Genomic DNA, 23,436 nt, shown 5'->3' with positions numbered 1-23,436 from the left:
TCTCATCTGACTGGTCCGCTGCGGCTCAGCCGACGGTGACGGTGTAGGTGATGCGCTCGGGGGCCTGGGAGGGAGTGGCCGCCCCGGTGGTCGGGGTGGCGGACGGTCCGGTCGTCTCGGGGGGCAGGGTGGAGGTGTTGCCCTGGCAGGTGGTGAACGTGCAGTGCAGCAGCGTGAACCGGGTGGTCCCCTCGCCCTTGGCCTCGAAGGTGAAGGTGAGCCGGCCGCCGGCACCGTCCACCGGCTCGTCGCCGGAGTGCGAGGCGTAGTGCCGGCCGCGGCTGACCAGCACCGAGCTGTCGGGCCGGGGGTCGACCAGGTACCAGTACTCGCGGGTGGAGGCGTTCTGGTCGACGGTGAGCGTGAAGCGCTCGCCCGGCTCGGCGGTGATGCTGGTGTCCTTCACGGAGTGGCTCGTCGTGCGGCTCGTGGTGCTCGTGGAGCCACCGGCCGGTTCGCCGGTGCCCGAGCCGCACCCCGTGGCGAGAGCGAGGAGCGCGGCCGCCGCGATCGCGGCACCGCCCCTGCTACCGCGGAAGATAGACGCTGTACGCGTTGGGGAGATCACTGGTGGAAGCCTTGCCCATGTGGCCGTTGATGAAGTCGTCCTCGCTGACCCAGGTGGTCGAGCCCCAGGGGTTGTACACCTGAAGCATGTCACCCTCCTGGGCGATGATGGTCATGGCGTGGGCGCCCTCCTTGCCCGAGACGTCGACCGGCACCGGCCGCCCCTGCGCCACCGAGTTCTCGACCTCGGTGAGGACCGCCCTGCGGTCGGCGTCGCTGTTCAGGTCCTGGCGCTGGTAGTCACTGCCGGTGGCACTGCCTACGACGGCGTCGTTGATCCGTTCCTGCCCCTCGGGCCCCATGCCGCCCCAGTTCTTACCGCCGTCGCCTTCGGTGTGCAGCCGGTGCTGTTCGGCCACCAGGCGCTCCTTGAAGGCGTTGGGGTCGTCCTGCTGCCCGTCGGGGCCGCCGGTGAGGTCGAGCGCGTAGAGGGGGTCGACCATGGCGCGGGACGTGACGGTGGACGAGGCCACGCAGGTGCCCTCGCGGCCGTCGCCGCCCTGGATCCACCGCTGGCCGTCGAAGCTGACGTAGTCCGTGTTGTTGTTCGAGCCGTTCGGCGCCAGGCCCTCGTCGTTCATGCTGTCCGCGGCGGTGACCACCGGAGTGAGGTGCCGGCGCATCCAGTCGGGGTCCTTGCCGTGGATCTTGCCCTGGAACGTGCCGATCTCGGCGACGCTGTGGCCGGCGGCCAGGGCCTTCATGAGGTAGGCCCGCTCCTGCGGGCTGTCCGACTTCGCCAGCATCCGTTCCATGGCCGTCTCGTCGTCGAGACTCAGCTGGTCCATACGCGTCGACGCGCGCGCCAGGTCACCGGCCGTGAGGATCTCGTTCAGCTCGGTGTCGGCGCCCGCGACGCCGGTGTCGGCGAGCATCAGCTTGTCGACGGCGGTGAGTTCGCTGGTCTCCATCTTCCCGGCCCGTGCCTCGGCGGCCCACTTGTTCAGGTCCCGGGCCGCGACGCGGGTGGCCTCCTGCGCGTCGGCCACGGCGGCGTGCATCAGGTCGACCGCGTAGGAGCCGAAGTGGGCGGCGTTCTTGCGGTCCCACTCCTCCTCGTCGTTCTCGTGCAGGTCGTCGAAGAAACCGTCCTTGCCGCCGAGCGTCTTCTTCTGCTCCAGCAGCTGCCCGCGGCCCTGCTCGTCCTTGCGCTGCGCGGCGCCGATCGCGTCGGCCAGCGTCAGCAGCACCGTCGCACCACTCCGGAACGCCTCGCTCATCTGGGTCACGGACCGCCCGGCGGCGTTCACCACGTCGGAGGCGAGGACGCTCGTGTCGCCGACCCACACCTCCGGAAGACCCTTGCGGCCCACCCGGTCGACCTGGTCGAAGACGCTGCCGACATGGTCGACCTGGCCGCGGTAGAGCCCTGCCAGGCCCTCCAGCACGGCCTGGTCGCCGCCCGGCTCGGGCACCGAGAGGGCGTCGTCGATCAGGTCGAGGAGCTCGTTCTTGCTCCCGGCACCGAGCATTTTCTTGGACAGTCCGGCGAGCCACGCGAGGCGGAAGGAAGGGGAGTCGAGGGGAGAGGAGAAGAACGACACCGGCCCGTTCCTCAGTAACCGGACAGGGCCGAGGTGCGCCCGCCCTGCGTCGATGTGTCGGTGAGGCTGCTCGTGCCGCCGACGTGGACGCTGTCCGCGTGCGTCTTCACCAGACCGTCGGTGCCGTGGTAGGTCTTCTTGGCCAACTGCACCTTGCCACCGAGCTCGTGCAACGCCGACGCCAGTGTCCTGGCCTCCGCCTCCCAGGCCTTGACGAACGCGTTCAGCGCCGACGCGGCGTCGTCGCCGCCGGCATCGTCGTAGGAGTAACTCGTGCGGGACTTGACGGCCGAGCTGACGCCGTCCATGTCCGTGCCGGCGTCGTCGAGTTGCTGGGCCTGCCCGGTCATGCCTGCCTTTACCTGGTAGCCGTCCGAGCCCACCGTGCCTCCCCCGTACACATCCGATCGTGACCGCGGGCAGGCTAGCACGCACTGCATATACGAAGATCACACGTCGTCCGCCACGCATACTCGGGCCGTGCGGCCACGCCTGACGGGTAGTCCGGCCCGCACCCTCCGCGCGCTGTTCGGGGCTAGACTGCCGGCCTGAGCCGCCGGTACGCCAACATGCGTGGCCGGTTCCGTTGCCCCGGCACCCCGTGAGGGGGCGAGCGTGACCCCACCCACCGCCTCACATCCCCTCCACCGCTACGGCTGGAACGACGCGTTCGCGGCCGGCTTCGCCCCCTACGAGGCCGACGGCCTCCGGCCCGGCCGGGTCGTGCGGGTCGACCGCGGCAGCTGCGAGGCCGTCGTCGCCCAGGACGGACAGGTGACGTCCGTACGGGCGGGCACGGGGCCCGTGGCCTCGCCCGATCCCGTGCGGAATCCCTGCACCGGCGACTGGGTGGCCCTCGACCTGGACCAGAGGGTCGTCCGGGCGCTGCTGCCACGGCGCACCACGTTCGTACGGGCCGTCTCCTCGCGACGGTCCGACGGCCAGGTCCTGGCCGCCAACATCGACCAGGTACTCGTCGCCGTCTCACTCGCCGACGAGTTGGATCTCGGGCGCGTCGAGCGTTTCCTCTCCCTGGCGTGGGAGAGCGGCGGGCAGCCGGTGGTGATCCTCACCAAGGCGGACCTCGTCCCCGACCCGGTGACTCTCTCCTATCTCGCCGAGGACACCCGGAGGGTGGCCCCCGGAGCGCGTGTGCTGTCCGTCAGCGCGGCCACGGGGCAGGGCATGGACACCCTCGCGAGCCTCATCGGCGGCGGAGGTGGAGGAGACGGAGAGGGCGGCGGGACGGCCGCTCTCCTCGGTATGTCCGGTGCCGGCAAGTCCACTCTCGCCAACGCGCTCACGGGAGCGGACGTGCAACGGGTCGACGTCACGCGCGACAGCGACGGCAAAGGGCGGCACACGACGACGACCCGCGATCTCCTGCCGTTGCCGGGTGGCGGTGTCCTGATCGACACACCGGGGCTGCGCGGAGTGGGACTGTGGGAGGCCGACAGCGGCGTGGCCCGGGCCTTCAGCGATGTCGAGGCCCTTGCCCGGGACTGCCGTTTCCACGACTGCTCGCACCGGACGGAGCCCGGGTGCGCGGTGCTCGCGGCGGCCGAGGAGGGGACCCTGCCCCTGCGACGGCTCGAGAACTATCACAAGTTGCTCCGCGAGAACGAGCGGATCGCCGCCCGGAGCGATGCGCGGCTGAACGAGGAGATCCTGCGGAACTGGAAGCGGAAGAAGGCGCTGGGCCGCCACATGATGGAACGCAAGCGCGGCCCGCAGCACTGAAGCCGACGCCTTGGGTCAGGGCGTCGGGGCGCGTCGTCCTCCGGACGGTGGCCCGCCGCGGCCGTGCGGGGAGCCTGGTCGTCACAGGTCGGCCGAGGGAGCCAACGCACGTCAAGTGGTCTGTGTCCATGCTCGTTTGGTCTCCGTCCGGCTCGGCCTCCTCACTCGGTCCCGTCGACATGCTTCGCGTCGTCGAACCGGAGCAGGTGCCACCGGGAGCCGTCGTGGACGAATTCGTTGATCGAGGTCGCCGCCGGTGTCGCGTCCGTGAACAACACCGGTGGGACGACGTCCAACAGCGCTGACATCGCCGCGACGATGAGCCCGGCATGGCACACCACGAGGACGGTGCCGCCACGATGACGGGAGGTCAGGTCGCCGACGACACGGCCGGCCCGGCTCTGGAACTGGTTCCACGTCTCCCCGCCGGGCGCGAAGGGCCGGTCGGGATGGACCGTCATGTCGAACGCCCCGTGGACGCGCTGGTACTCGTCAATGGTCAGGCCGTCGGCCGTCCCGAAGTCGAGCTCGCGCAGCCGCGTCTCGACGACCGGCGCCTGGAGTCCCAGGCCGTTCGCCAGGACCTCAGCCGTCTCGCGGGCCCTGGGGACCGGGCTGGTCAACAGTGCTTGCGGCCGCAGTGGTTCGGCTTCCAGTCGTGCCGTGAGCCGCGCGGCCTGTTCCCGGCCCAGTTCCGTGAGTCCGGGACACGTACGAGAACCCGCGATCAGTCTTTTCACGCTGGCATGCGATTGCGCATGCCGCACCAGCCACACACGGGTGACGGAGTTCTGTTCATGTTCGTACGTCATTCGCGTGACGGTCCTCGGATCGGCCTGCGCGTGCAGGTCAGTTGAAGTCCCAGCCGCCGTCGACGGTCAGACTCTGACCTGTGACGAAACCCGCTTCGGGAGAAGCCAGGAACGCCACCGCCGCGGCCACGTCTTCGGGACGCCCATGCCGCTTGATGCATTGCCGGGCGAATTCCCGTTCCCGCCAGGACGGATAATCCGGGTGAGACCTCTGCTCGGTACTCAGCTCGATCGAACCCGGTCTGACGGAATTCACTGTAATGCCGTGCGGGCCGAGTTCGCGAGACAGGGCACGGACGAATGCCTCCAGGCCGCCTTTCGCCGCGATGTACGGGGCGAGTTCCACGCGCCCTACCCGCGTGAGCACCGTGGAAACGGCCACGATCCGGCCCGTCCCGCGCGCCACCAGATGGGGTGTGGCGGCCCGTGCGCAGGCGATATGCGCGAGGAGATTGACGTCCAGGGCCGAGCGCACGTCGTCCCACGTGAGGTCCTGCCATGGCGCATATGTGTACGCCCCGGCATTGCACACGAGGACGTCGAGCCTTTTACCGCACGCGGCCATGGATTCCCTCAGGCGAGCCATGGTTCCCTCGTGCGTGAGGTCTCCGACCACCGTGGCGAAAACGTTCGCACCGACCTCTGACACCCGGTCGGCGGTGTCGGCGAGCCCGGAGTCCCGCGTCAGATGCGTCAGCACCAGATCGTGGGTGGCGGCCAGCCGTACCGCGATGGCGGCGCCGAGGCCCGAACCCGCCCCCGTGACCACGGCGACGCCCCGAGACGACATCATATTCCCCTTCCCGAGCACGGATTGATCACCCGTTCGATCCTGCCATCCAAGACAGGCCGATCACCCCCTTGATCCGGCCATTCCGGCTATCACCGTTGTTGGCCGTGAAAGCCCTGAGGCATTCTGTGGTGCCGGATCAGGCCGACGAAGCCGGAGGTATTCAGTGGGTACCATGGACGCAGAACGTCGGACGAATGCTGATTGCCTGGAGGGCATCAAGGAGGTCATCGCCGGCGGTGTCAGCAGCAGCATGCGGGCGGCGGCCGTCCCCCTGCCACTCGTCGTGCGGCGTGCCGACGGCTGCTTGCTCCGGGATGTCGAGGACAACGAGCTCGTGGACTTCAACATGGGCTACGGTCCCCACCTCTTCGGTTATGCCGACCGCGATGTGGGCGACGCCGTGGCCGACCAGTTCACCAAGGGCCATATGACCGGCCTGCCGCACGAGCTGGACGCCGAGGCCGGATCCCTCGTAGCCGAACTGGTGCCGGGCGTGGAGCAGGTCAGGTTCGCCAATTCCGGCACGGAGGCGGTCGCCTCCGCGCTGCGGCTCGCCCGTGCCACCACGGGCCGCTCACTGGTGGTCACCTTCGAAGGGCACTACCACGGCTGGAGCGAGACCATCCTGCGAGCGGGCAAGACCACGCTCCGGACCGAGGGCACCCGGCCGACGGATGTCATCCCGGGGGCGCCGGGAATGATCCCCCAGGCGCTCGCCCACACCGTGCAGGTTCCGTGGAACGACGCCGAGGCCGTCGAGGAGCTCTTCGCGCGCGACGGCGGCCGAATCGCGGCGATCATCCTGGAGCCGGTCCAGACCAATGCCGGTGTGATCCCCCCGGTACCCGGCTTCCTCGAGCTGCTGCGCGACCTCACCTCTCGCAGCGGCGCGACGTTGATCTTCGACGAGGTGATCACCGGCTTCCGGGTCGCCCGAGGAGGCGCTCAGGAGCTCTACGGCGTCGAGCCCGACCTCACGGTCCTGTCCAAGGTGATGGGCGGGGGGTTCCCCGTCGCCGCCTTCGGCGGACGGAAGACCGCGATGCGGATGTTCGCCACGAACGAGGCGTACCACGGTGGCGTCTACGCCGGGAACCACGCGGCGTTACGCGCGGTCGTCAGCACACTGACCAAGATCCGCGCGCTGCCCGGCCTCTACGACGAGTTGGAGGGCATCGGCGCCGGTGCGGAGGACGCCCTGCGCGAGGTCTTCGCCGCGGAGAAGCAGCTCGTGCACATCAACCGGGTCGGCACCCTGATGTGCGTGGCCCTGCTGAAGAAGCCGCTGGAGAAGCGCGACACGCTGCGCGACCTCGCCGAGGCCATCGACTTCCCCCGGCACCGCCGGTTCCAGGTACTGGCCCAGAGGGAGGGCGTCTACTTCCACCCCAACGCGCTGGAACCCTGGTTCCTGAGCACCGCGCACACCGGGGACGTCCTCGACAAGGCGGCGGGGGCACTGCGACGCGCACTGACCGACCTCGGATGACCGCCGCGCGCGCCGAGCTGCTGTCCCTGCTGCGTGAACAGGGCGCCCGTCCGGGCGATACGCCGCTGATCAGCGACGCCTACGGGACCACCAGCGCCGGGCAGCTGGTCGGAAGCGTGGACGCCAGGACCCGTGCCCTGCAGGAGGCGGGTGTCGGACCGGGCACCCTCGTGGGCACCGTCGCCTGGCCCGCGGCCGAGTTCGTCAGCGACGTGTTCGCGATCATTTCCGCCGGGGCGGTCGCCGTTCCGCTCTCGCGCCGGACGACACCGTGGGAGCTCCGGCGGATCCGCGAACGCTGCGCACTCGACTTCCTCTCGGCCCCGTACGAGTCGCCGCTGACCCTGCCGGTCCCGGCCGGGGACCGGGGCGCGCGGACGCTGAGCGGCGTCCGGGAACCCGGCCGGGAAGCGGCGCGGCACCACGCCTTCGACGAGGCAGCGACGGCACAGATCACGTCGGGAACCACCGGGTACCCCCAGGTCGCGCTGCGCTCCGCCGCCGCCCTGCTGGCCGAGGCGGAGAGCTACCGTACGGTCCTGGGGCTGGGGCCGGAGAGCCGGCTGCTGTGCCCCATACCCCTCCAGCACGCGTACGGCTTCGGGCTGTGCGCCCTCGCCGCGACCCTGGCGGGTGCGCCTGTCCGCTATCTGACGCCCGACAAGCCGCGCCTGCTGCTGCGCGAGCTCGCCTCCTGCAACGTGACGCTCTTCGTCGGGGTGCCCCCCATGCTGCGCCTGCTCGCCAAGGCCGCCCGCGACCTGCCGCACGACGGCCGTACGGTCGGATTCCTCTCCGCCGGCATGGCGCTGGACGCGCACACCGCCGAACTGGTCGCGACCCGGCTGGGCGGGCACGTCGGCCAGGTCTACGGGACCACGGAGACCGGGCCGATCTGCGTGAGCAGCCCCGCCCCGTGGCAGCCGGGCACCTCCGGGCCCGGCTCGCCCCTGCCGGGTGTGGAGGTCCGCCTGTCCCCCGTCCCGGGGGTCGCCGGGGACGGTGCCGGCGGCTCCCCGGCGGTGCCGGGGGAAGCCGTGACGGGGCTGGTGACCGTCACCTCGCCGTCGATGATGCTCGGTTACGCCGTCGGGGAGACCGTCGACGCGACGCCGTTGCGGGACGGATTCACCACGGGCGACCTGGCCCGGTGGGAAGGGCGGGAACTCGTCCTCGCCGGGCGCCTGTCCACCAGCATCAACGTCGCGGGCGCCAAGGTCAGCCCCGAGGAGGTCGAAGCCGTTCTGCTCGCCTTCCCGGATGTCGCCTCGTGTCTGGTGTCCGGGGTGGACGACGCGGTCCTCGGACAGCGGATCAGCGCGACGGTGACACCCGACACCGTGGACCTCGACAAGCTGGAGCGCTTCTGCCGGGAGCGGCTGTCGCCCTCCTGTGTCCCCCATGCCTTCGCCTCCGTGGCGGAACTGCCGACCACCGAGACTGGGAAGGTCCTCAGGCCCCGTACCGGTCAGTAAGGAACCGTGAGAGTGAGAACCGAGAACATCTTCCTGGCAGGGACCGGGGCGTACATTCCGCCCAGGGTCAGCGTCGACGGGGCGGTCCGGCGCGGCGCCTACGACAGAGAACGGATGGATGCCTGCGGGTGGCGGAACATCGCAGTGGCCGACGGCACGTCCGCGCCGGACATGGCGGTGGCGGCCGTCCGGCAGGCGGTGGACCGCTCGGGCCTCGGCCGGGACGACATCGACATCCTCGTCCACTCCTGCGCGTACCACCAGGGCCCTGACGGCTGGTCGGCGCCGCACTACATCCTGCGCTCCACCCTCGACTCCCCCATTCCGGCTTTGACGGTGGAGCAGGGATGCAACGCGTTCCTCGCCGCCGTGGAGATGGCGACCCAGTATCTGCTGTGCGCGCCGTCCCGCAACGGCGCCGTGGTCAGCAGCGCGGACAACTTCGGCGCCCCCTCGGTCGACCGGTGGTACGCACACCGTGACGCGGTGCTCGCCGACGCGGCCACCGCGGTCGTCCTGTCGAAGCGGTCCGGCTGGGCCGCGCTGCGCTCCATCGAGTCGGTGTCACTCCCCCAGTTCGAGATCCTCAACCGCGGGCATGACCCGATCTTTCCCCCGGCGGTCACCACCGGGCGGAAGCTCGACATGAACGAGCACCTGGAGGCGATGGTCGAGGAACTGGGCCCGAAGGCGTCCGAGATCGGTCAGAAGTACGCCGCGAGCGGGGCGAAGCTGATCGACCAGGTGACGGACGAGGCGGGAATCACCGTCGGGGACCTGTCGAAGGTGCTCCACCTCGGGGCGGGCACCGCCGACTTCCTCGACAGCCACCTGCGGCCGATGGGCCTGGACGCGTCGCTGGGCGCCGTGGACTTCTTCCGCGACGTGGGTCACGCGGGCGCCGCGGACGTCGGGCTCCAGCTGAACCACCTCGTCGAGGACGGGCAGGTGGGCGCCGGCGACCACCTCCTCCTGCTGAGCGCCGGACCCGGACTGATGCTCACCGCCGCGGTGGTCACGGTGCTGGAGTCCCCCGCCTGGCGCGCTGCGGGCGCTGAAGGGAGCCAGGCGTGACGGGCCCGGGAGCCTCGAAGGAGGAAGGTGCCGCCGGGCGCGAGGAGCCCGTCGCCGTCGTCGGGCTGAGCTGCCGGTACCCCGGTGACGCCGACTCCCCCGACGCCTTCTGGGATCTGCTCGTGCGGGGCCGGGACGGCACCGGCGACGGAGCGGAGCGCTGGGCGCCGTACGCGGACACCGGGCAGGATCACGCGGCCGTCGTACGGAACACCACGAGCCGCGGCGGCTTCCTCGCCGACATCGCCGGTTTCGACGCGGAGTTCTTCGGTATCTCGCCGCGCGAGGCCGAGCTGATGGACCCGCAGCAGCGGCTGCTGCTGGAGCTGGCGTGGGAGGCCCTGGAACACGCGGGGATCCCGCCCCTCAGCCTGGGCGGCAGCGACTGCGGCGTCTTCGTGGGCGTCGGTTCGGACGACTACGGACGCCGGCTGCTGGAGGACCTGCCCCGGATCGAGGCCTGGACCGGCATCGGCTCGGCCCTGTGCGCCACCGCCAACCGCATCTCCCACAGCCTCGACCTGCGCGGCCCCAGTCTCGCCGTGGACACCGCGTGCTCGGCCTCCCTGGTCGCTGTCCACCTGGCCCGCCGGAGCCTGCTCTGCGGGGAGTCCGGCGTGGCCCTGGCCGCGGGGGTGAACCTCATGGTCGCGCCCGGCCTCTCGGTGACCCTGGACCGTGCGGGCGCCACCTCACCGGACGGCCGCAGCAAGCCGTTCGACGCCTCGGCGGACGGCTACGGCCGGGGGGAGGGAGCGGGCGTACTCGTCCTCAGGCGTCTGTCGGACGCCGAGCGGGCGGGAGACCGCGTTCTGGCGGTGATCCGCGGCAGCGGGGTGAGCCAGGACGGGCGCACCGCCGGCATCATGGCGCCCAACGGCGAAGCTCAGGCGGACCTGCTGCGCAGGACGTACACGCGGTGCGGCATCGCCTCGGACACCGTCGACTACGTGGAGGCCCACGGCACCGGGACCGTCGCGGGCGACCCGCTGGAGGCCGGTGCGCTCGCCGAGGTCTTCGGCGCGGGCCGGCCGGCGGGCAGCCCCTGCCTCATCGGCTCGGTCAAGGGCAACATCGGGCACCTGGAGGCCGGCTCGGGGATCGCCGGGATGATCAAGACGATCCTCGCCCTCGTGCACGAGGAGATCCCGCCCAGCGTGCACTTCTCCGCCCCCAACCCGCGCATCCCCTGGGCGGAGTCACGGCTGCGGGTGACGCAGGAGCTCACCCCGTGGCGCCGTGGCGGCCGTCCCCGCCGGGCGGGTGTCTCCAGCTTCGGCTACGGCGGCACCATCGCCCACGTCGTACTGGAGGAGGCACCGGCACGCCCCGAGCCGTCCACCGCGTCCGGGGACGATCCGGCCCTGCCGCGCCTGTTCCCGCTCTCCGGTCGGTCCGGGACGACCCTCCGGGAGGACGCGGCCAGGCTCGCCGACTGGCTGAAGGGACCGGGCGCGGGCGTTGCGCTCGCCTCGCTCGCGCAGAACCTCGGGGCCCGGCGCAGCCACCTGGACCGCCGTGTCGCCGTCGTCGCCGCCGGCCACGCGGAGCTGGAGAGCAGGCTGCGCCGCTTCGCCGCGGGTACCGCGGGTGACACGGCACCCGGCATCGCCGAGGGCACGGTGGCGGACGAGGGCGGGGACCAAGTGGTGTGGGTCTTCTCCGGAACCGGTGCCCAGTGGAAGGGCATGGGCCGCGAACTGCTCGCCACGGATCCCGTCTTCGCCGAGGTGATCGACAGGATCGGACCGGTCTTCGCCGAGGAGATCGGCACGACCGCCCGGCGGATGATCGAGGAGGGTGACGTCACCCGCGTGGACATCGCCCAGACGATGATCTACGCGGTCCAGATGGGTCTGGCCGCCGTCTGGCAGTCGCTCGGGGTGAGGCCCGCGGCCGTCATCGGCCATTCGATGGGGGAGATCGCGGCCGCCGCGACGGCCGGAGTCCTGTCGCTGGAGGACGGGGCCCGGCTGGTGTGCCGCCGCAGTGTCCTGCTGCGACGGGTGGCCGGCGCGGGCGGCATGCTGATGATCGGCCTGCCCGCCGACGAGGCCGCCGCCCGGCTGGAGGGCACCGACGCCGTGGTGCCGGCGGTCTTCGCCTCGCCCACGCAGACCGTGGTGGCCGGCGCGGTGGCGGAGATCGACGCCCTCGCGCGGGAGCTGGCGGGGGACCCGGCCCTGCTCGTGCGCCGGGTCGACAGTGATGTGGCCTTCCACAGCCCGCAGATGGAGCCCTTGACGAAGGAGCTCGCCGAGGCCGCGGCCGAGCTCACCGTCAACGCCCCCCGGATCCCCGTCTACAGCACCGCGCTGGACGATCCGCGGGACGCGGCTGACCGTGACGGCGCCTACTGGGCGACCAATCTGCGCAGCCCGGTACGGCTGTCCGGGGCGGTGGCCGCGGCGGCAGAGGACGGGTTCAGGACCTTCCTGGAGGTGTCGGCCCATCCGGTGGTCCAGCACTCCGTGCAGGAGACGCTGGACACGGTCGGGGCCGAAAGGCACTGTGTCGCCGCGTCCCTGCGCCGTGACACCGGGGAGCGGGAGCAGCTGCTGGCGAACGCGGGGGCGCTGTACTGCCACGGCGTCACCCTCGACCGGCCCTCGGACCCGGACGCGGAACCCCTGTCGCTTCCGGTGCGGAGCTGGCGGCGCCAGCGGTACTGGCGCGACCTGCCGGTCCGCAGGGCCGACCGCGGACGGCACGACATGGCGAGCCGCACCGTGCTGGGACCGCGTACCACCCTGTCGGGGACCACGCCGCTGGACCTCTGGCGCACCCGTGTCGACATGGAGTCCCGGCCGTATCCGGGCAGCCACGCCATCCACGGCGTGGAGATCATCCCGGCGGCGGTCGTCCTCCAGACGTTCCTGGACGCCGCAGGCCGGGGCGACGGACCGTACGGCCTCACCGACGTGTCGTTCGACCTGCCGCTGACCCTGGCCACGGCCCGGGACATCGACGTGATCGCGCAGGACGGCGTGGTCCGCCTGCTGTCCAGGACCACCGGCGCGGACGATCCGGGCACGGGCGATCCGGGCACGGGCGGGCAGCCGTGGCTGACCCACGCGGTGGCCTCCGTGTCCGACAGCCCCTTGCCGCCACCCCTTCCACCCGCCGACGCCGGACCGGTGACGAGGCTTCCCCCGGACCGGATCGCCGCCGGCCTCGCCTCGGTCGGCGTGCCGGGCATGGCCTTCCCCTGGCGGGTGGAGCGGCTGGAGCGCGTCCGGGAGGGCCTGCGCGCGGACGTCGTCGCCGGTGACGAGCCGGCCTCCGCCCCGACCACATGGGCCCCGCTGTTCGACGCCGCGCTGTCCATGGGAGCCGTCGCGTTCCCCGGACCCCCCGCCCTGCGGGTGGTGGCCGGCGTGGGCCGGGTGTGGACCACGGGCGAGCCGCCGCCCCGCGCCCGCCTCGAGGCACGCGTCGACGGCCCGGTCACCGACGCCAGCGGCACCGTGAACGTGCGTGTCGCGGCGGAGAACGGGCGGACCGTGGCCGTACTGGCCGGGGTGCGGTACGCGGGCGCGGAGCCCGGGACACGTCCGGGCGCACCCGGGGAGCTGCTGTTCGGGATGGACTGGAAGCCCCTGCCCCTCGACGGCTCCGGCGCCCCCCGGCCACCCCGGCCGCTGGTGCTGATCGGCGCGGACGGAGAACTGCCGGCGGCACTCATGGCCACGGCCGACGGCCTGGGGATCCCGTGCCTGGCGACGGAGGATCCGGACGGTCTCGCAGCCCTGCGCGATCAGCTGTCCGGACCCGTGGACGTGATCCTGCTGCCGCTGACGGACCGGCCGGCGCAGGAGGCCGGGGAGCGCGCCGTGCGGGAGGCGTGGCTGCTCGCGTGTGCGGCGCAGCGGCTCGGCGCATGGCCGCCGGGTACGGCGAGGCTCTGGTCGGTGACCTCCGGTGTCCGCGAGGCGGACCGTCTCGAGGCCGTGGCTCAGGCGGCCCGGTGGGGTCTCGGCCGGGTCGTCGGGGGCGAGCACCCCGAGCTGTGGGGCGGGACGCTCGATCTCGGCCGGCGGCCCACGGGGGACGACCTCGTCACCGCGCTGGGCGTCATCGCCGGGAACCCGGGCGAGGACGTCGTCGCGATCCGTGAGGGCGGGGCCCGGGCGAGCCGGCTGGTCCGCTCCGGTGCGGGCGCGGACCATGCCCCGCTGCGGTGCCGGCCGGACGGCACCTATCTCGTCACGGGCGGTCTGGGCAGCCTGGGCGGCGAGATCGCCCGGTGGCTGGTGGAGCGGGGGGCACGTCGCCTCGTGCTGGCCGGACGCGGTGCCCTGCCGCCCCGGTCGGAGTGGGACGCCGTCACCGACGGGGTCCAGGCACGCCGCATCGAGACCGTCCGCAGGCTCGAAGCCGCCGGGGCGACCGTACGGGTGGTGTCCGTCGACCTGTCCGACGCCGAGGCGGCGGCGGCCGTCCTGACCCCGGACGCTCTGGGCATGCCTGCGATCCGTGGGGTCGTTCACGCCGCCGGAGTGCTGGAGGACCAGCTCGTCGACCGACTCGGCGTGGACGCCCTGGCGGCGGTGATGCGGCCGAAGGCCGGAGGTGCCCTGACCCTTCATCGGCTCTTCCCACCGGGATCCCTGGATTTCCTGGTGCACTTCTCGTCGTGCGGGCAGTTCCTGGGCCTCACCGGCCAGGCCGCCTACGCGTCCGCCAACGCGTTCCTCGACGCCATGGCCGCGTACGACCACACCCTCGGTGCCGTCGGCAGCATGAGTCTGGCGTGGACGTCCTGGCGGGGTATGGGCATGGCGGCCAACGCGGCGGTGGACGCCGAGCTCGAGGCCCATGGGGTCGGTGACATCACGGCGTCCGAGGCCTTCGGCGCCTGGGAACACGCCAGCCGGGTCGGTGCCGCCTCCCTCGCGGTGTTGCGCACCGTGCCGCTCCCGGACGGCGCGCGCCGACCGGGCCTGCTGCGCGACATCGCCGATGACGAACCGACGGCGTCGGTACGGGAGGACACGGTCGCGGCCCGGGATCTCGGGGAGCTGTCCGAGGACGCGCTCCGGGATCTGCTGCACGAGCAGACGGTCTCCGTCATCGTCAGCGAGATGAAGCTGGATCCGGCGGAGCTCGATCCGGACCGGTCACTGCTGAGGACGGGCATGGACTCCGTGATGGCGATCGTCATTCGCCGTCGGCTGGAACGGCTGCTGGAGCGCAAGCTCCCGGCCAATCTGGTCTGGCATCAGCAGACGGTCACGGCCATCGTGGACTACCTCGTGGCCAGTACACGCTCCTGAGCCACAGGAGGAGTCACAGAAGGAACCGATTCCGGTCGGCCGGGCCGTCGGCCCGGCCGGCCGGGCTCCGGTCCCGCCGCGCCCACACCCCGCCCGCCCCCGGTCGGGTGCCTGCTGCGGCCTCAGCAGTACGGCCACCGCCCAGGCCCCGTCGCCGTCCGCCCGCACCCGGACCCATGCGCGTTCGTCGCCGGCCCGGGCCAGCAGACCGCCGGCCCCGGACACGGGCCGTTCCAGCCGGACACGCCAGAACGTCCGCGCCACCCGCTCCTCGCACGCCGAGAACGCCTTGAACGCGGCCTCCTTGGCGACGAAGAGCCCCCTCAACGTGGCTTCGTCGGCTGGTATCCACAGGTTCTCGCGTTCCCCCTCCCGCAACAGGATGCGGTGCAGGTGTTCCCGCACGGTGTCCGTCTCCAGATCGACGCCGATGCCCCGAGCCTCTTCGGCCCGGCATACGGCGGCGACGGCCAGCCGTCGGGTGTGCGCGATGGAGCCGACGAACCCGGCCGGGAATGCGGGCGCGCCGTCGGAACGCCGGCCCACTTCCACGGTCGTGCTCCCGGCTCGCCGCAGCGCGCCCGCTGCCGCCGTACGCCCGGCCCTGTGCTGCTCGTGAGGGCCGTGGGGGGCGGCGACGTCGGCCGTGGCGAGGTGGATCACCGGCAAGGGGTCCTCTGTCTCTCGGGGCCGTCGACGGATAGCATCGCGGCGTGCTGCGGGACGCGGATCAGACGCTGGGTCAGGGTGCAACCATTGACGCACCGTTGACGTTGAACTGCCGGATCACCGGCGATCCGGCGGGCGGACCGGCGGTTCTGCTGCACGCCCTGGGAAACACCGCACGGAGCTGGGACCGGCTCGTCTCCGCGCTGGCGCCCCGGGGACGCCGGTTGTTCGTGCCGGACCTTCGCGGACACGGGCAGAGTCCCAGGGCCGACGTCTACACCTTCGAGTCGATGTACCGGGACGTGATGTCCCTGCTGGACCGCCACCGCCTGGGCCGTGTCGATCTGGTAGGGCATTCCATGGGCGGTCATGTCGCCTGGCTCATCGCCCAGCACCATCCCTCCAGGGTCCGCAGGCTGGTGATCGAGGACACGCCGCCGCCCCCTCGGGACGCGGCGGCCGAGGCGGAGCTGCGGGCGCGGTCACGGTCGGCCGGTGACCAGGCACCGGTCATCTCCCTGTACCAGGAGTTCCGCGAGCTGCGCAGGGCGGGAGAACTGGACAGGGCCGCGGTGCGCCCGGTCATCGACGGCCTCAGGAAGGCGGATCCCGGGTGGTGGCGGCGGCTCGGGGAGGTCACCGCCGAGACGCTGGTGATCAGCGGGGGGCTGTCCAGCCCCGTGCCCCGGTCTCTGCTGGCCGAGGTCGCCGAGGCGGTGCCACAGGGGCGGCTGCTGGCCATCGACGCGGGCCACTACGTGCATCGCACCGAACCTGAGCGCTTCTGCCGCGAGGTGGCCCGCTTCCTCGGATGACCCCCTTCAGCGGCCCTGCATGAGGGAAGCGTTCGCGCCTCCGGCGTGCTCGTAGGCCGACTCCACGACGAGCTGGACCTTCAGGGCGTCCTGGGCGGTCACCTTTCCGTCCGGGGCGGCGGTGCCCACCAGCATGTCGAAGTACGCCGAGATCGCCGCGAGTTCCGGTCGCTGTCCGGCCGCCTGGACCGTGCCGTCCGCCAGACGCAGTTCGTTGCGGCGCAGATCCAGGACATGGTCACCGTCCGCGGTGGTGACGGTGACCGACGTCTCCAGTCTGCGCGCGGCCCGATCGATCCGCAGCGTCGCCGGCACGCCCTGGAACGACAGCTCCAGCCGGACCCGCTCCTCCACGCCCGGCGCGTCCACCTCGCACGCCTCGACGTCCGGCCGGCCGAAGACCGTCATGAGCAGGTCGATGGCATGCGGCCCCAGATCCAGGAGCGCGCCGCCGCCGGCCCGCTGCGCGTCGCCGTACCACGGCGTGCAGGCCCGCCACACCCTGTTGCCGGGCGTGGCGATGGTGAAGTCGACACGCTGCGCGCCGGACCGTGCCACGTCGGCGAACGCCTCCAGCAGCGGGTGGAAGCGGAACGGCATGTTCACCCCCAGCAGCTTCCCGGCCGCCGGATGGGCCACCATCCGCCGCGCCTCCGCGACCGTGGCGGCGAGGGGCTTCTCGCACAGCACCGCGATGCCGGCGTCCAGCGCCGCCAGAACCGGCTGCGCGTGAGCGTCGTTGGGCGTACAGACGCTGATCACGTCCGGCCGCGTCTCCCGGACGAGCCGGTCGACGGAGGTGCCGGTCCACACCTGCGGGCGGTCCGCCATCAGTGCCCGGGCCCGCTCCACGTCGGTGTCCACCAGACCCACCAGTTCCATGTCGTCCCGGGCGTCGACGCAGGGCAGGTGGTAGCGCTGGAACACCCTTCCGCAGCCCACGGCCGCGAATCGGATCCTCTCGCGGGTCATCGGTCAGCCCCTCACCTGGGCGAGGGCGTGCTCGCCGCACGCCTTCGCCGTCTCGACGACGAAGTCCGGGAAGGTGTGGCCGAGGTGTTCGCGGTCGTACGCGGCGATCATGGCCCGCAGCTCTGTCTCCAGCCGGTCGGAGAGCCCGGGCGGGTTCTCGTCCGCGAGCAGCAGCCCCGCGTTGAGGAAGGCGACGAGCAGCCCGGCGAGCCCCTGGTCCCACCGGCGCAGCCGGCCCAGCAGGGGGCGCAGGGACTCGGCGCCGGTGCCGCGCCGGGCACGGACGGCGTCCGCGATGCTCTGCGCCAGGAACGGGACCTCGTTCTCCTTGCGGTCGTTGATCTCCGAGGAGACCCGGCTCCAGGCCGTCCACAGGTGTTCCACACGCTCGTCCTCGACGCGGTAGTCGCGGCGGGCGTGGCGCAGCACCTCCCAGGCGGCGCCCTCCACTCCGGGGATGTTCGGCTCCTCGTACCGTGTGGCCTTGTCGTAGATCTCGGTTCCGCGGAGCGCGATGGCCCGGTTGATCAGGAAGAACGGGTTCTCGCTCTCGTGCACCCGGGCGGCCACGATGAACTTCAGGTTCTCCCAGAGTTCGTCGAGGGTCGTACCCGGCTCGATCATGATCCAGCCGGGTTCGAGCTCGATGCCCTCCTGTTTGAACATGCGGGCGGCGTCGAAGTTGTACTCCACGGTGGTTCCCTTGCGGAACCGCTTCATCATGCCGGGCGACCCGGTCTCCATGCCGAGGAGCGCCAGGTCCATGCCGGCCCTGCGCAGGGTGCGCAACGCCTCCCGGTCGATGAGACCGGTGTCGACGCGGAACTCGCAGTGGAAGGAGATCTCCAGGTTGCGGCGGAGGATCTCCTCGGCGAAGCCGACGGCGTGGTTGTAGCCGTCCTGGAAAGCACCACCGAAGTTGTCGTCGTTGAACCAGAGGAACCGGGTGCCGAACTCCCGCTGGAGGAACTCGATCTCGTCGACCGCGTCCCCCACCGGCCGTACCCGCCAGTACCCGTCCACCACTCCAGGCTGCCGCGGTGCGTAACAGAAGGTGCACTTGGCGTGGCAGCCGCGGCTGGTGTACGTCGACGCGCGCGGCGTGGGGATGCCGTTCCTGCGGTGGTGGACGAGCAGGTCACGGGCGGGCCACGGCTCCTCGGCTAGGTCGGGGAGCCTCGGCACGCCGCTGCTGCGGACCCGGCCGTCCTGCCAGAACCACAGCCCGGGCACACCGCGCCAGTCCCGGCCCGCGGCCAGGCACTCCATGACGCCTTCCACGGTGAGCTCGCCCTCGCCGAAGGCCACGCAGTCGGCTTCCGGGATGCGCTCGGCGATGAGTTTGGCGTTGTACGTGCAGAACGCCCCGCCGATGGCGACGAAGACCGAGGGGTCGGCCTTGCGGACGCAGCGCAGCAGCCGGACCGCGTCGATGATGTGCAGGTCGTACATGATGCTGATGCCGACGAACTGGGGCCGCTCACGCCGGATCAGATCGACGATCGCCTCGTCGGCGGGGTTGCGCCCGTGCAGGTTCAGTGCCCGGACCGAATATCCGCAGGACCTCAGGTGGCCCGCGATACAGGCCACGCCCAGGTTCTCCCGGACCCGCTTGTAGAACAGCCGCATCGCCGGGTCGAGGGACAGGTATTCCTCGTCGTTGATCAGGACGTTCTGGTTGTTCAGGCTCGCGGCGCCGGTGGGGATCTCCCGGGGGGTCAGCAGGACCACATCCGCCATGTCCGGTCTCCTTTCTCGTCCTTACGTGCGCATCCCGGCACCGGCCGAGTCACCCAGCCATGGCCTGTTCTCCGCACAGCCTCTTGGTCTCTTCGACGAACACCGGATAGGGCCGGCCCAGCGCCTTGCTGTCGTAGGCGTCGACCAGCGTGCGCAGCTCCGCCTCCAGTCGCTCGGCGAGCCGGGGCGGGTTCTCGTCCGCGAGCAGCAGCCCGACGTTGAGGAAGGCGACCAGCAGATCCGGCAGGCCCTCGACCCAGCCGCGCAGCCGGCTCAGCAGCGGGCGCAGGCCTTGCTCACCCCGGGACCTGCGCGCCCTGGTCGCATCGACGATGAGCTGGGCGACGAACGGCAGTTCTTCCTTGTGGTCGGCGATCTCCGCGCTGACCTTGCTCCAGGCCGCCCACACGTCCTCGACCCGCTGGTCCGGGATGCGGTACTCCCGGCGGGCCTCCAGCAGGACGTCCTTGGCCGGCCCCTCGACGTCCGGGAGTTCGGGGGGAGCGGGGTCGGTGATCTTGTCGTACATCTCCGTGCCGCGCAACGCGATGGCGCGGCTGATGAAGGAGAACGGGTTCTCACTCAGGGCGATGCCGGCGGCCACGATGAACTTCAGGTTCTCCCAGAGTTCGTCGAGGGTCGTACCCGGTTCGACCATGATCCAGCCGGGTTCGAGCTCGATGCCCTCCTGTTTGAAGATGCGGGCGGCGTCGAAGTTGTACTCCACCATGGTTCCCTTGCGGAACCTCTTGGCCATCGCCGGAGCTCCGGTCTCCATGCCGAGCAGCGCGGAGGCCATTCCCGCCCTGCGCAGGGTGCGCAGGGCCTCCCGGTCGATGAGACCGGTGTCGACGCGGAACTCGCTGTGGAAGGAGATCTCCAGGTTGCGGCGGAGGATCTCCTCGGCGAAGCCGACGGCGTGGTTGTAGCCGTCCTGGAAAGCACCACCGAAGTTGTCGTCGTTGAACCAGAGGAACCGGGTGCCGAACTCCCGCTGGAGGAACTCGATCTCGTCCACGACATCGACCGGCGAGCGGACCCGCCAGGCTTCGCCCGCCACGACACCCGGCGCCCGGGGCACATAGCAGAAGGTGCACTTGGCGTGGCAGCCGCGGCTGGTGTACGTCGATGCCACGGGCGTGGGGATGCCGTTTTTGCGGTGGTGGACGAGCAGGTCGCGGGCGGGCCACGGCTCCTCGGCGAGGTCGGGAAGCCTGGGCACGCCGCTGCTGCGGACCCGGCCGTCCTGCCAGAACCACAGCCCGGGCACACCGCGCCAGTCCCGGCCCGCGGCCAGGCACTCCATGACGCCTTCCACGGTGAGCTCGCCCTCGCCGAAGGCCACGCAGTCGGCTTCCGGGATGCGCTCGGCGATGAGTTTGGCGTTGTACGTGCAGAACGCCCCGCCGATGGCGACGAAGACCGAGGGGTCGGCCTTGCGGACGCAGCGCAGCAGCCGGACCGCGTCGATGATGTGCAGGTCGTACATGATGCTGATGCCGACGAACTGGGGCCGCTCACGCCGGATCAGATCGGTGATCGCCTCGTCGCTGGGGTTGCGCCCGTGCAGGTTCAGTGCCCGGACCGTATACCCGCAGGACCTCAGGTGACCGGCGATACAGGCCACGCCCAGGTTCTCCCGGACCTTCTCGTAGAAGAGGCGCATCGCCGGGTCCAGGCGAAGGTACTCGTCATCGTTGATCAGGACGTTCTGATTGTTGACACTGGAGAATCCGGTGAGGATCTCCCGTGGTGTCATCAGCACCGCGTCAGCCATCCCTACTCCACTCCATGTGCCCGGCCACGCCCTTCGTGAGGAGGAACGCGGCGTTGTTGCCGCCGAACCCGAAGTTGTTGACCATCACGGAACGGATCCCTGCACAGGGCTCCGGATCGCGCAGCACCCGCACGTGCCGCGCGTCGAGGGGCTCGCGCAGCCCGGGTGTGCCCGGGAGGACCTCATGACGCAGGGCCCGGACCGCCGCCACGACGCCGGGGAACACCGAGGCGTGCAGCAGATGGCCGGCCGCCCCCTTGTACGAACTGACCGGGACGCCCCGCCAGTCGTGCTCGGCGCCGATCTGGTCCAGAGCCAGCAGTTCGGCCTCGTCGCCCTGCCGGGTGCCGGGGGCGTGACCGTGGACGTAGTCGACGGTGGTGAGTCCGGCCATGGCAAGCGCCTCCCGCATGCACGTGGCGCCGACGTGCGCGTCGAGCCGGCTGATGCCCTGGCCCGCCACGCGGCAGGAGATCCCGCCGAGCGTCGCCAGGGGGGCGTGCCCACGGGCCGCCGCGCGCTCGGCGGTCTCCAGCACGATCACCCCGGCGCCTTCCCCGATGGTCACGCCGGAGCGGCCCTCGTCGAACGGGCGGGCGGCGGTCGTACTCGTCGCGCGCAGCACGTCGAGGCAGGCGTAGTCGTACGCGTTGAGGGCCGACACCCCGCTGACGACCGCCGTGTCGGCCAGCCCGCACAGCAGCCACTCGCGCGCCATGGCCAGCCCGAAGGCGCCCGACGCGCAGGCGTGTGCCATCAGCACCGCGTCCCGTGGGGCGATGCCTGAGTCGTCCCCGTCCCAGTCGGGCTCCAGGGATATCTCGTCGATCCGCGGAGCGTCGCTGACCTGCGGCAGGTGCGGAACCACCCCGGCGTGCACCAGCAGGGTCCGGTCCGGCAGCTCATCGATTCCGGCCTCCCGCAGCGCCTCGGAGCGCGCACGGCCGACCAGCGCACGCCGCGCCGGCTGTCCGGGCTCCGCCTCCACCTCCGTCTGGCACACGGTTCTGCTGCGGAAGCGGGACGCGTCGAACCGGGTCAGCTCGGAGAGTCCTCGCCTGCCGTCCAGCAGGTTCCGCCAGAACGCGGTCCCTCCGTCACCGAAGGCGGTGACCAGGCCGGTGCCGGAGAGGACCACCGACGATCCCGCCGGCCGCCGCGGGCGCCGCGCCGCCGTCCGGCCGGTGCCGCCGATGCCGCCGGCGGGTGAGGAGTTGGCGCTGTCGGCAGCGGTCACGGGAGCGGCCGCGACCCGGTAGCCGTCGCTGTGCGGGTCGCGCACGAGCTCGCACACGACCATCGCCTCGTGCAGCCCCGCGGAGATCGTGCCCCATGCCCAGCGCACCGCCTGCAGGGTGGCCGCACGCGGGCTGATCAGCACGTAACCCGGCCCGTTCCAGCCGCCGGCCTCCGCCAGCTCCTGGATCAGCTGCGCCGGCTCCGGGGTCATGGCCTCGGACGGCCGCAGCCTGCGGCCCCCCGCCTCCGCCTCCGCGCACCGGCTGACGTACTGGGAGGTGGCCGAGACGCAGTAGTCCGTGGCCGCCATGACCACGGGGGCGTCCGTCCGCAGGGAGGCGGGCAGGCGATCCAGGGCCGCGGACAGCACGTCGACGAAGGCGGCGCCCAGGGTCTCACCCGCGGCGCGGACGGACAGGTCCCGCCGGGAGCGGAGGCCGTCCAGCATCTGTGGGGCCGTACCGCCCACGATCACGGTGGCTGCCTTCGGGTTCGTCATGACACCGCCGTTCCGGGCGCCACGGCGTCGTCCACGCGAACGAGCCGCGCGGCCAGCTCGTCGAGGGAGAGCCGGCCGGCGAGAAAGACGCCCACGTCCCCGAGGCGCGGGTCGCCGTGCCGGTCGGCGACCCGCCGCCAGAACTTCGGCAGGAGGTCGCCGGTGGCCCGGCGCGCCGTCGGCAGGTGGTACGCGGTCGCGTCGAGCAGTTCGAACGTGGTGCCCGAGGCGGAGAGCCGCAGCCCGAGTTCCAGGTCCTCGCCGCCCCACAGCTCTCCGTAGTGCTCGTCGAAGCCGCCGACCCGTTCGAAGACCGTGCGCCGGATGCTGGTGCTCGTCCCGATGCAGGTCAGCCAGCGCAGCGGCGCGTAGTCGGGCGACCGCGTCACCTTGCGGGCGGTTCTCTCGATGAACGAGAGGCGCGGCCCGAGGAGAGGGACGCAGGAGCCGAGGTCGGCGACGGTGCCGGCCTCGATCATCCGCCCCCGGGCCCCAATCAGGGCCGCCTGTAACGGCTGGGGATCGGGTGTCAGCGCGAACGCGGACAGATCGGTGATGCCGCCGTGCACCACGGCGGCATCGGTGCCCTGGTGGGCCGCGGCGTGCGCCTCCAGCAACCCCGGTGTGGCGAGCGTGTCGTCGTCGAGGAAGAGCAGAACGTCCCCGCGGGCCAGTCGTGCCCCGCTGTTGCGCGCGCAGGCCGCACCACGCCCGCCCGTGGCGGTCAGCCGGATCGGCAGCCCTTCCGGTGCGGCCGACAGCACCTGCTCCACGGCACTGCGGTCGGGTGCGTCGTCGACCAGGATGACCTCGAAGCGCTCACGGTCCATGGTCTGATGTGCCAGGGCCGTCAGCGTGAGCAGTAGTCGAGTGGTCCGGTCACGGGTCGGAACGACCACACTGACCGACACCTGGCCGGCCGTTCCACCCGGCCGCGCGGCCGGCGGCGTCATGG

The 23,436-nt window shown here is 71.7% G+C and carries 16 protein-coding genes and 1 pseudogene; 6 read left to right on the top strand and 11 right to left on the bottom strand.

The features are described 5' to 3' along the window. Positions 1-25: 25 nt before the first annotated feature. The 3 genes from ACF1BE_RS06835 to ACF1BE_RS06825 all read right to left on the bottom strand — a co-directional run bounded on the left by ACF1BE_RS06835 (position 26) and on the right by ACF1BE_RS06825 (position 2,461). Entirely contained in the window at positions 26-406 is a 381-nt protein-coding gene (locus tag ACF1BE_RS06835) for a protease inhibitor I42 family protein (protein WP_392197911.1), read from the bottom strand. A 121-nt stretch (positions 407-527) separates the two neighbouring features. Then, a complete protein-coding gene (locus tag ACF1BE_RS06830; protein ID WP_392197910.1) occupies positions 528-2,111 on the bottom strand; it encodes a peptidoglycan-binding protein in 1,584 nt (527 codons plus the stop codon). 11 nt (positions 2,112-2,122) lie between these two features. Beyond that, positions 2,123-2,461, bottom strand: coding sequence for a hypothetical protein (locus ACF1BE_RS06825; protein WP_392197909.1), 339 nt, complete (start codon positions 2,459-2,461; stop codon positions 2,123-2,125). A gap of 265 nt (positions 2,462-2,726) precedes the next feature. Between ACF1BE_RS06825 and rsgA the strand changes: the two genes are divergently transcribed. Beyond that, entirely contained in the window at positions 2,727-3,851 is a 1,125-nt protein-coding gene (rsgA, locus tag ACF1BE_RS06820; protein WP_392197908.1) for a ribosome small subunit-dependent GTPase A, read from the top strand. A gap of 161 nt (positions 3,852-4,012) precedes the next feature. Here rsgA and ACF1BE_RS06815 read toward each other — a convergent pair whose 3' ends face one another. Both ACF1BE_RS06815 and ACF1BE_RS06810 read right to left on the bottom strand, forming a co-directional pair. Continuing rightward, complete coding sequence (locus tag ACF1BE_RS06815) at positions 4,013-4,663, bottom strand: histidine phosphatase family protein (protein ID WP_392197907.1); 651 nt, start codon at positions 4,661-4,663, stop codon at positions 4,013-4,015. Positions 4,664-4,700: 37 nt separating this feature from the next. Beyond that, positions 4,701-5,453 carry an SDR family NAD(P)-dependent oxidoreductase gene (locus tag ACF1BE_RS06810; protein ID WP_392197906.1) on the bottom strand — a complete coding sequence of 251 codons (753 nt, stop codon included), beginning with the start codon at positions 5,451-5,453 and terminating at the stop codon, positions 4,701-4,703. A 175-nt stretch (positions 5,454-5,628) separates the two neighbouring features. On the opposite strand from ACF1BE_RS06810, the gene ACF1BE_RS06805 reads away from it, so the two are divergent. From ACF1BE_RS06805 to ACF1BE_RS06790, 4 genes are read left to right on the top strand one after another with little or no spacing between them, the layout of a single operon-like run. Beyond that, a complete protein-coding gene (locus tag ACF1BE_RS06805; protein ID WP_392197905.1) occupies positions 5,629-6,945 on the top strand; it encodes an aspartate aminotransferase family protein in 1,317 nt (438 codons plus the stop codon). Further along, positions 6,942-8,420 (top strand): class I adenylate-forming enzyme family protein, encoded by a 1,479-nt coding sequence (locus ACF1BE_RS06800; RefSeq protein ID WP_392197904.1) that lies wholly within the window; start codon positions 6,942-6,944, stop codon positions 8,418-8,420. Before ACF1BE_RS06805 ends, ACF1BE_RS06800 begins: the two co-directional genes overlap by 4 nt. A gap of 12 nt (positions 8,421-8,432) precedes the next feature. Continuing rightward, positions 8,433-9,494: a ketoacyl-ACP synthase III family protein gene (locus ACF1BE_RS06795; RefSeq protein ID WP_392197903.1), complete on the top strand. Its 1,062-nt coding sequence runs from the start codon at positions 8,433-8,435 to the stop codon at positions 9,492-9,494. Further along, complete coding sequence (locus ACF1BE_RS06790; RefSeq protein WP_392197902.1) at positions 9,491-14,770, top strand: type I polyketide synthase; 5,280 nt, start codon at positions 9,491-9,493, stop codon at positions 14,768-14,770. The genes ACF1BE_RS06795 and ACF1BE_RS06790 overlap by 4 nt, the downstream gene beginning before the upstream one ends. 468 nt (positions 14,771-15,238) lie before the next feature. Here the strand turns inward: ACF1BE_RS06790 and ACF1BE_RS06785 are convergent. Continuing rightward, positions 15,239-15,433, bottom strand: a pseudogene (locus ACF1BE_RS06785) (hypothetical protein); the annotation flags it as partial. A 104-nt stretch (positions 15,434-15,537) separates the two neighbouring features. On the opposite strand from ACF1BE_RS06785, the gene ACF1BE_RS06780 reads away from it, so the two are divergent. Continuing rightward, the gene (locus ACF1BE_RS06780) at positions 15,538-16,254 is read left to right on the top strand and encodes an alpha/beta fold hydrolase (RefSeq protein ID WP_392197901.1); all 717 of its coding nucleotides are present in this window, start codon (positions 15,538-15,540) and stop codon (positions 16,252-16,254) included. A gap of 6 nt (positions 16,255-16,260) precedes the next feature. Here ACF1BE_RS06780 and ACF1BE_RS06775 read toward each other — a convergent pair whose 3' ends face one another. From ACF1BE_RS06775 to ACF1BE_RS06755, 5 genes are read right to left on the bottom strand one after another with little or no spacing between them, the layout of a single operon-like run. Next, positions 16,261-17,226 (bottom strand): Gfo/Idh/MocA family protein, encoded by a 966-nt coding sequence (locus tag ACF1BE_RS06775; protein ID WP_392197900.1) that lies wholly within the window; start codon positions 17,224-17,226, stop codon positions 16,261-16,263. Positions 17,227-17,229: 3 nt separating this feature from the next. Then, positions 17,230-18,966: a B12-binding domain-containing radical SAM protein gene (locus ACF1BE_RS06770; protein WP_392197899.1), complete on the bottom strand. Its 1,737-nt coding sequence runs from the start codon at positions 18,964-18,966 to the stop codon at positions 17,230-17,232. A gap of 49 nt (positions 18,967-19,015) precedes the next feature. Then, positions 19,016-20,743 (bottom strand): B12-binding domain-containing radical SAM protein, encoded by a 1,728-nt coding sequence (locus ACF1BE_RS06765; RefSeq protein WP_392197898.1) that lies wholly within the window; start codon positions 20,741-20,743, stop codon positions 19,016-19,018. Beyond that, complete coding sequence (locus ACF1BE_RS06760; protein ID WP_392197897.1) at positions 20,736-22,481, bottom strand: beta-ketoacyl synthase N-terminal-like domain-containing protein; 1,746 nt, start codon at positions 22,479-22,481, stop codon at positions 20,736-20,738. Before ACF1BE_RS06760 ends, ACF1BE_RS06765 begins: the two co-directional genes overlap by 8 nt. Continuing rightward, entirely contained in the window at positions 22,478-23,380 is a 903-nt protein-coding gene (locus ACF1BE_RS06755; RefSeq protein ID WP_392197896.1) for a glycosyltransferase family 2 protein, read from the bottom strand. The genes ACF1BE_RS06760 and ACF1BE_RS06755 overlap by 4 nt, the downstream gene beginning before the upstream one ends. Positions 23,381-23,436: the final 56 nt, after the last annotated feature.

It is taken from the genome of Streptomyces sp. NPDC014991 (assembly GCF_043080665.1).
GTDB lineage: Bacteria > Actinomycetota > Actinomycetes > Streptomycetales > Streptomycetaceae > Streptomyces.
The sequence above is the reverse complement of the archived record's forward strand: the minus strand, read 5'-3'. Positions and strand labels throughout refer to the sequence as shown.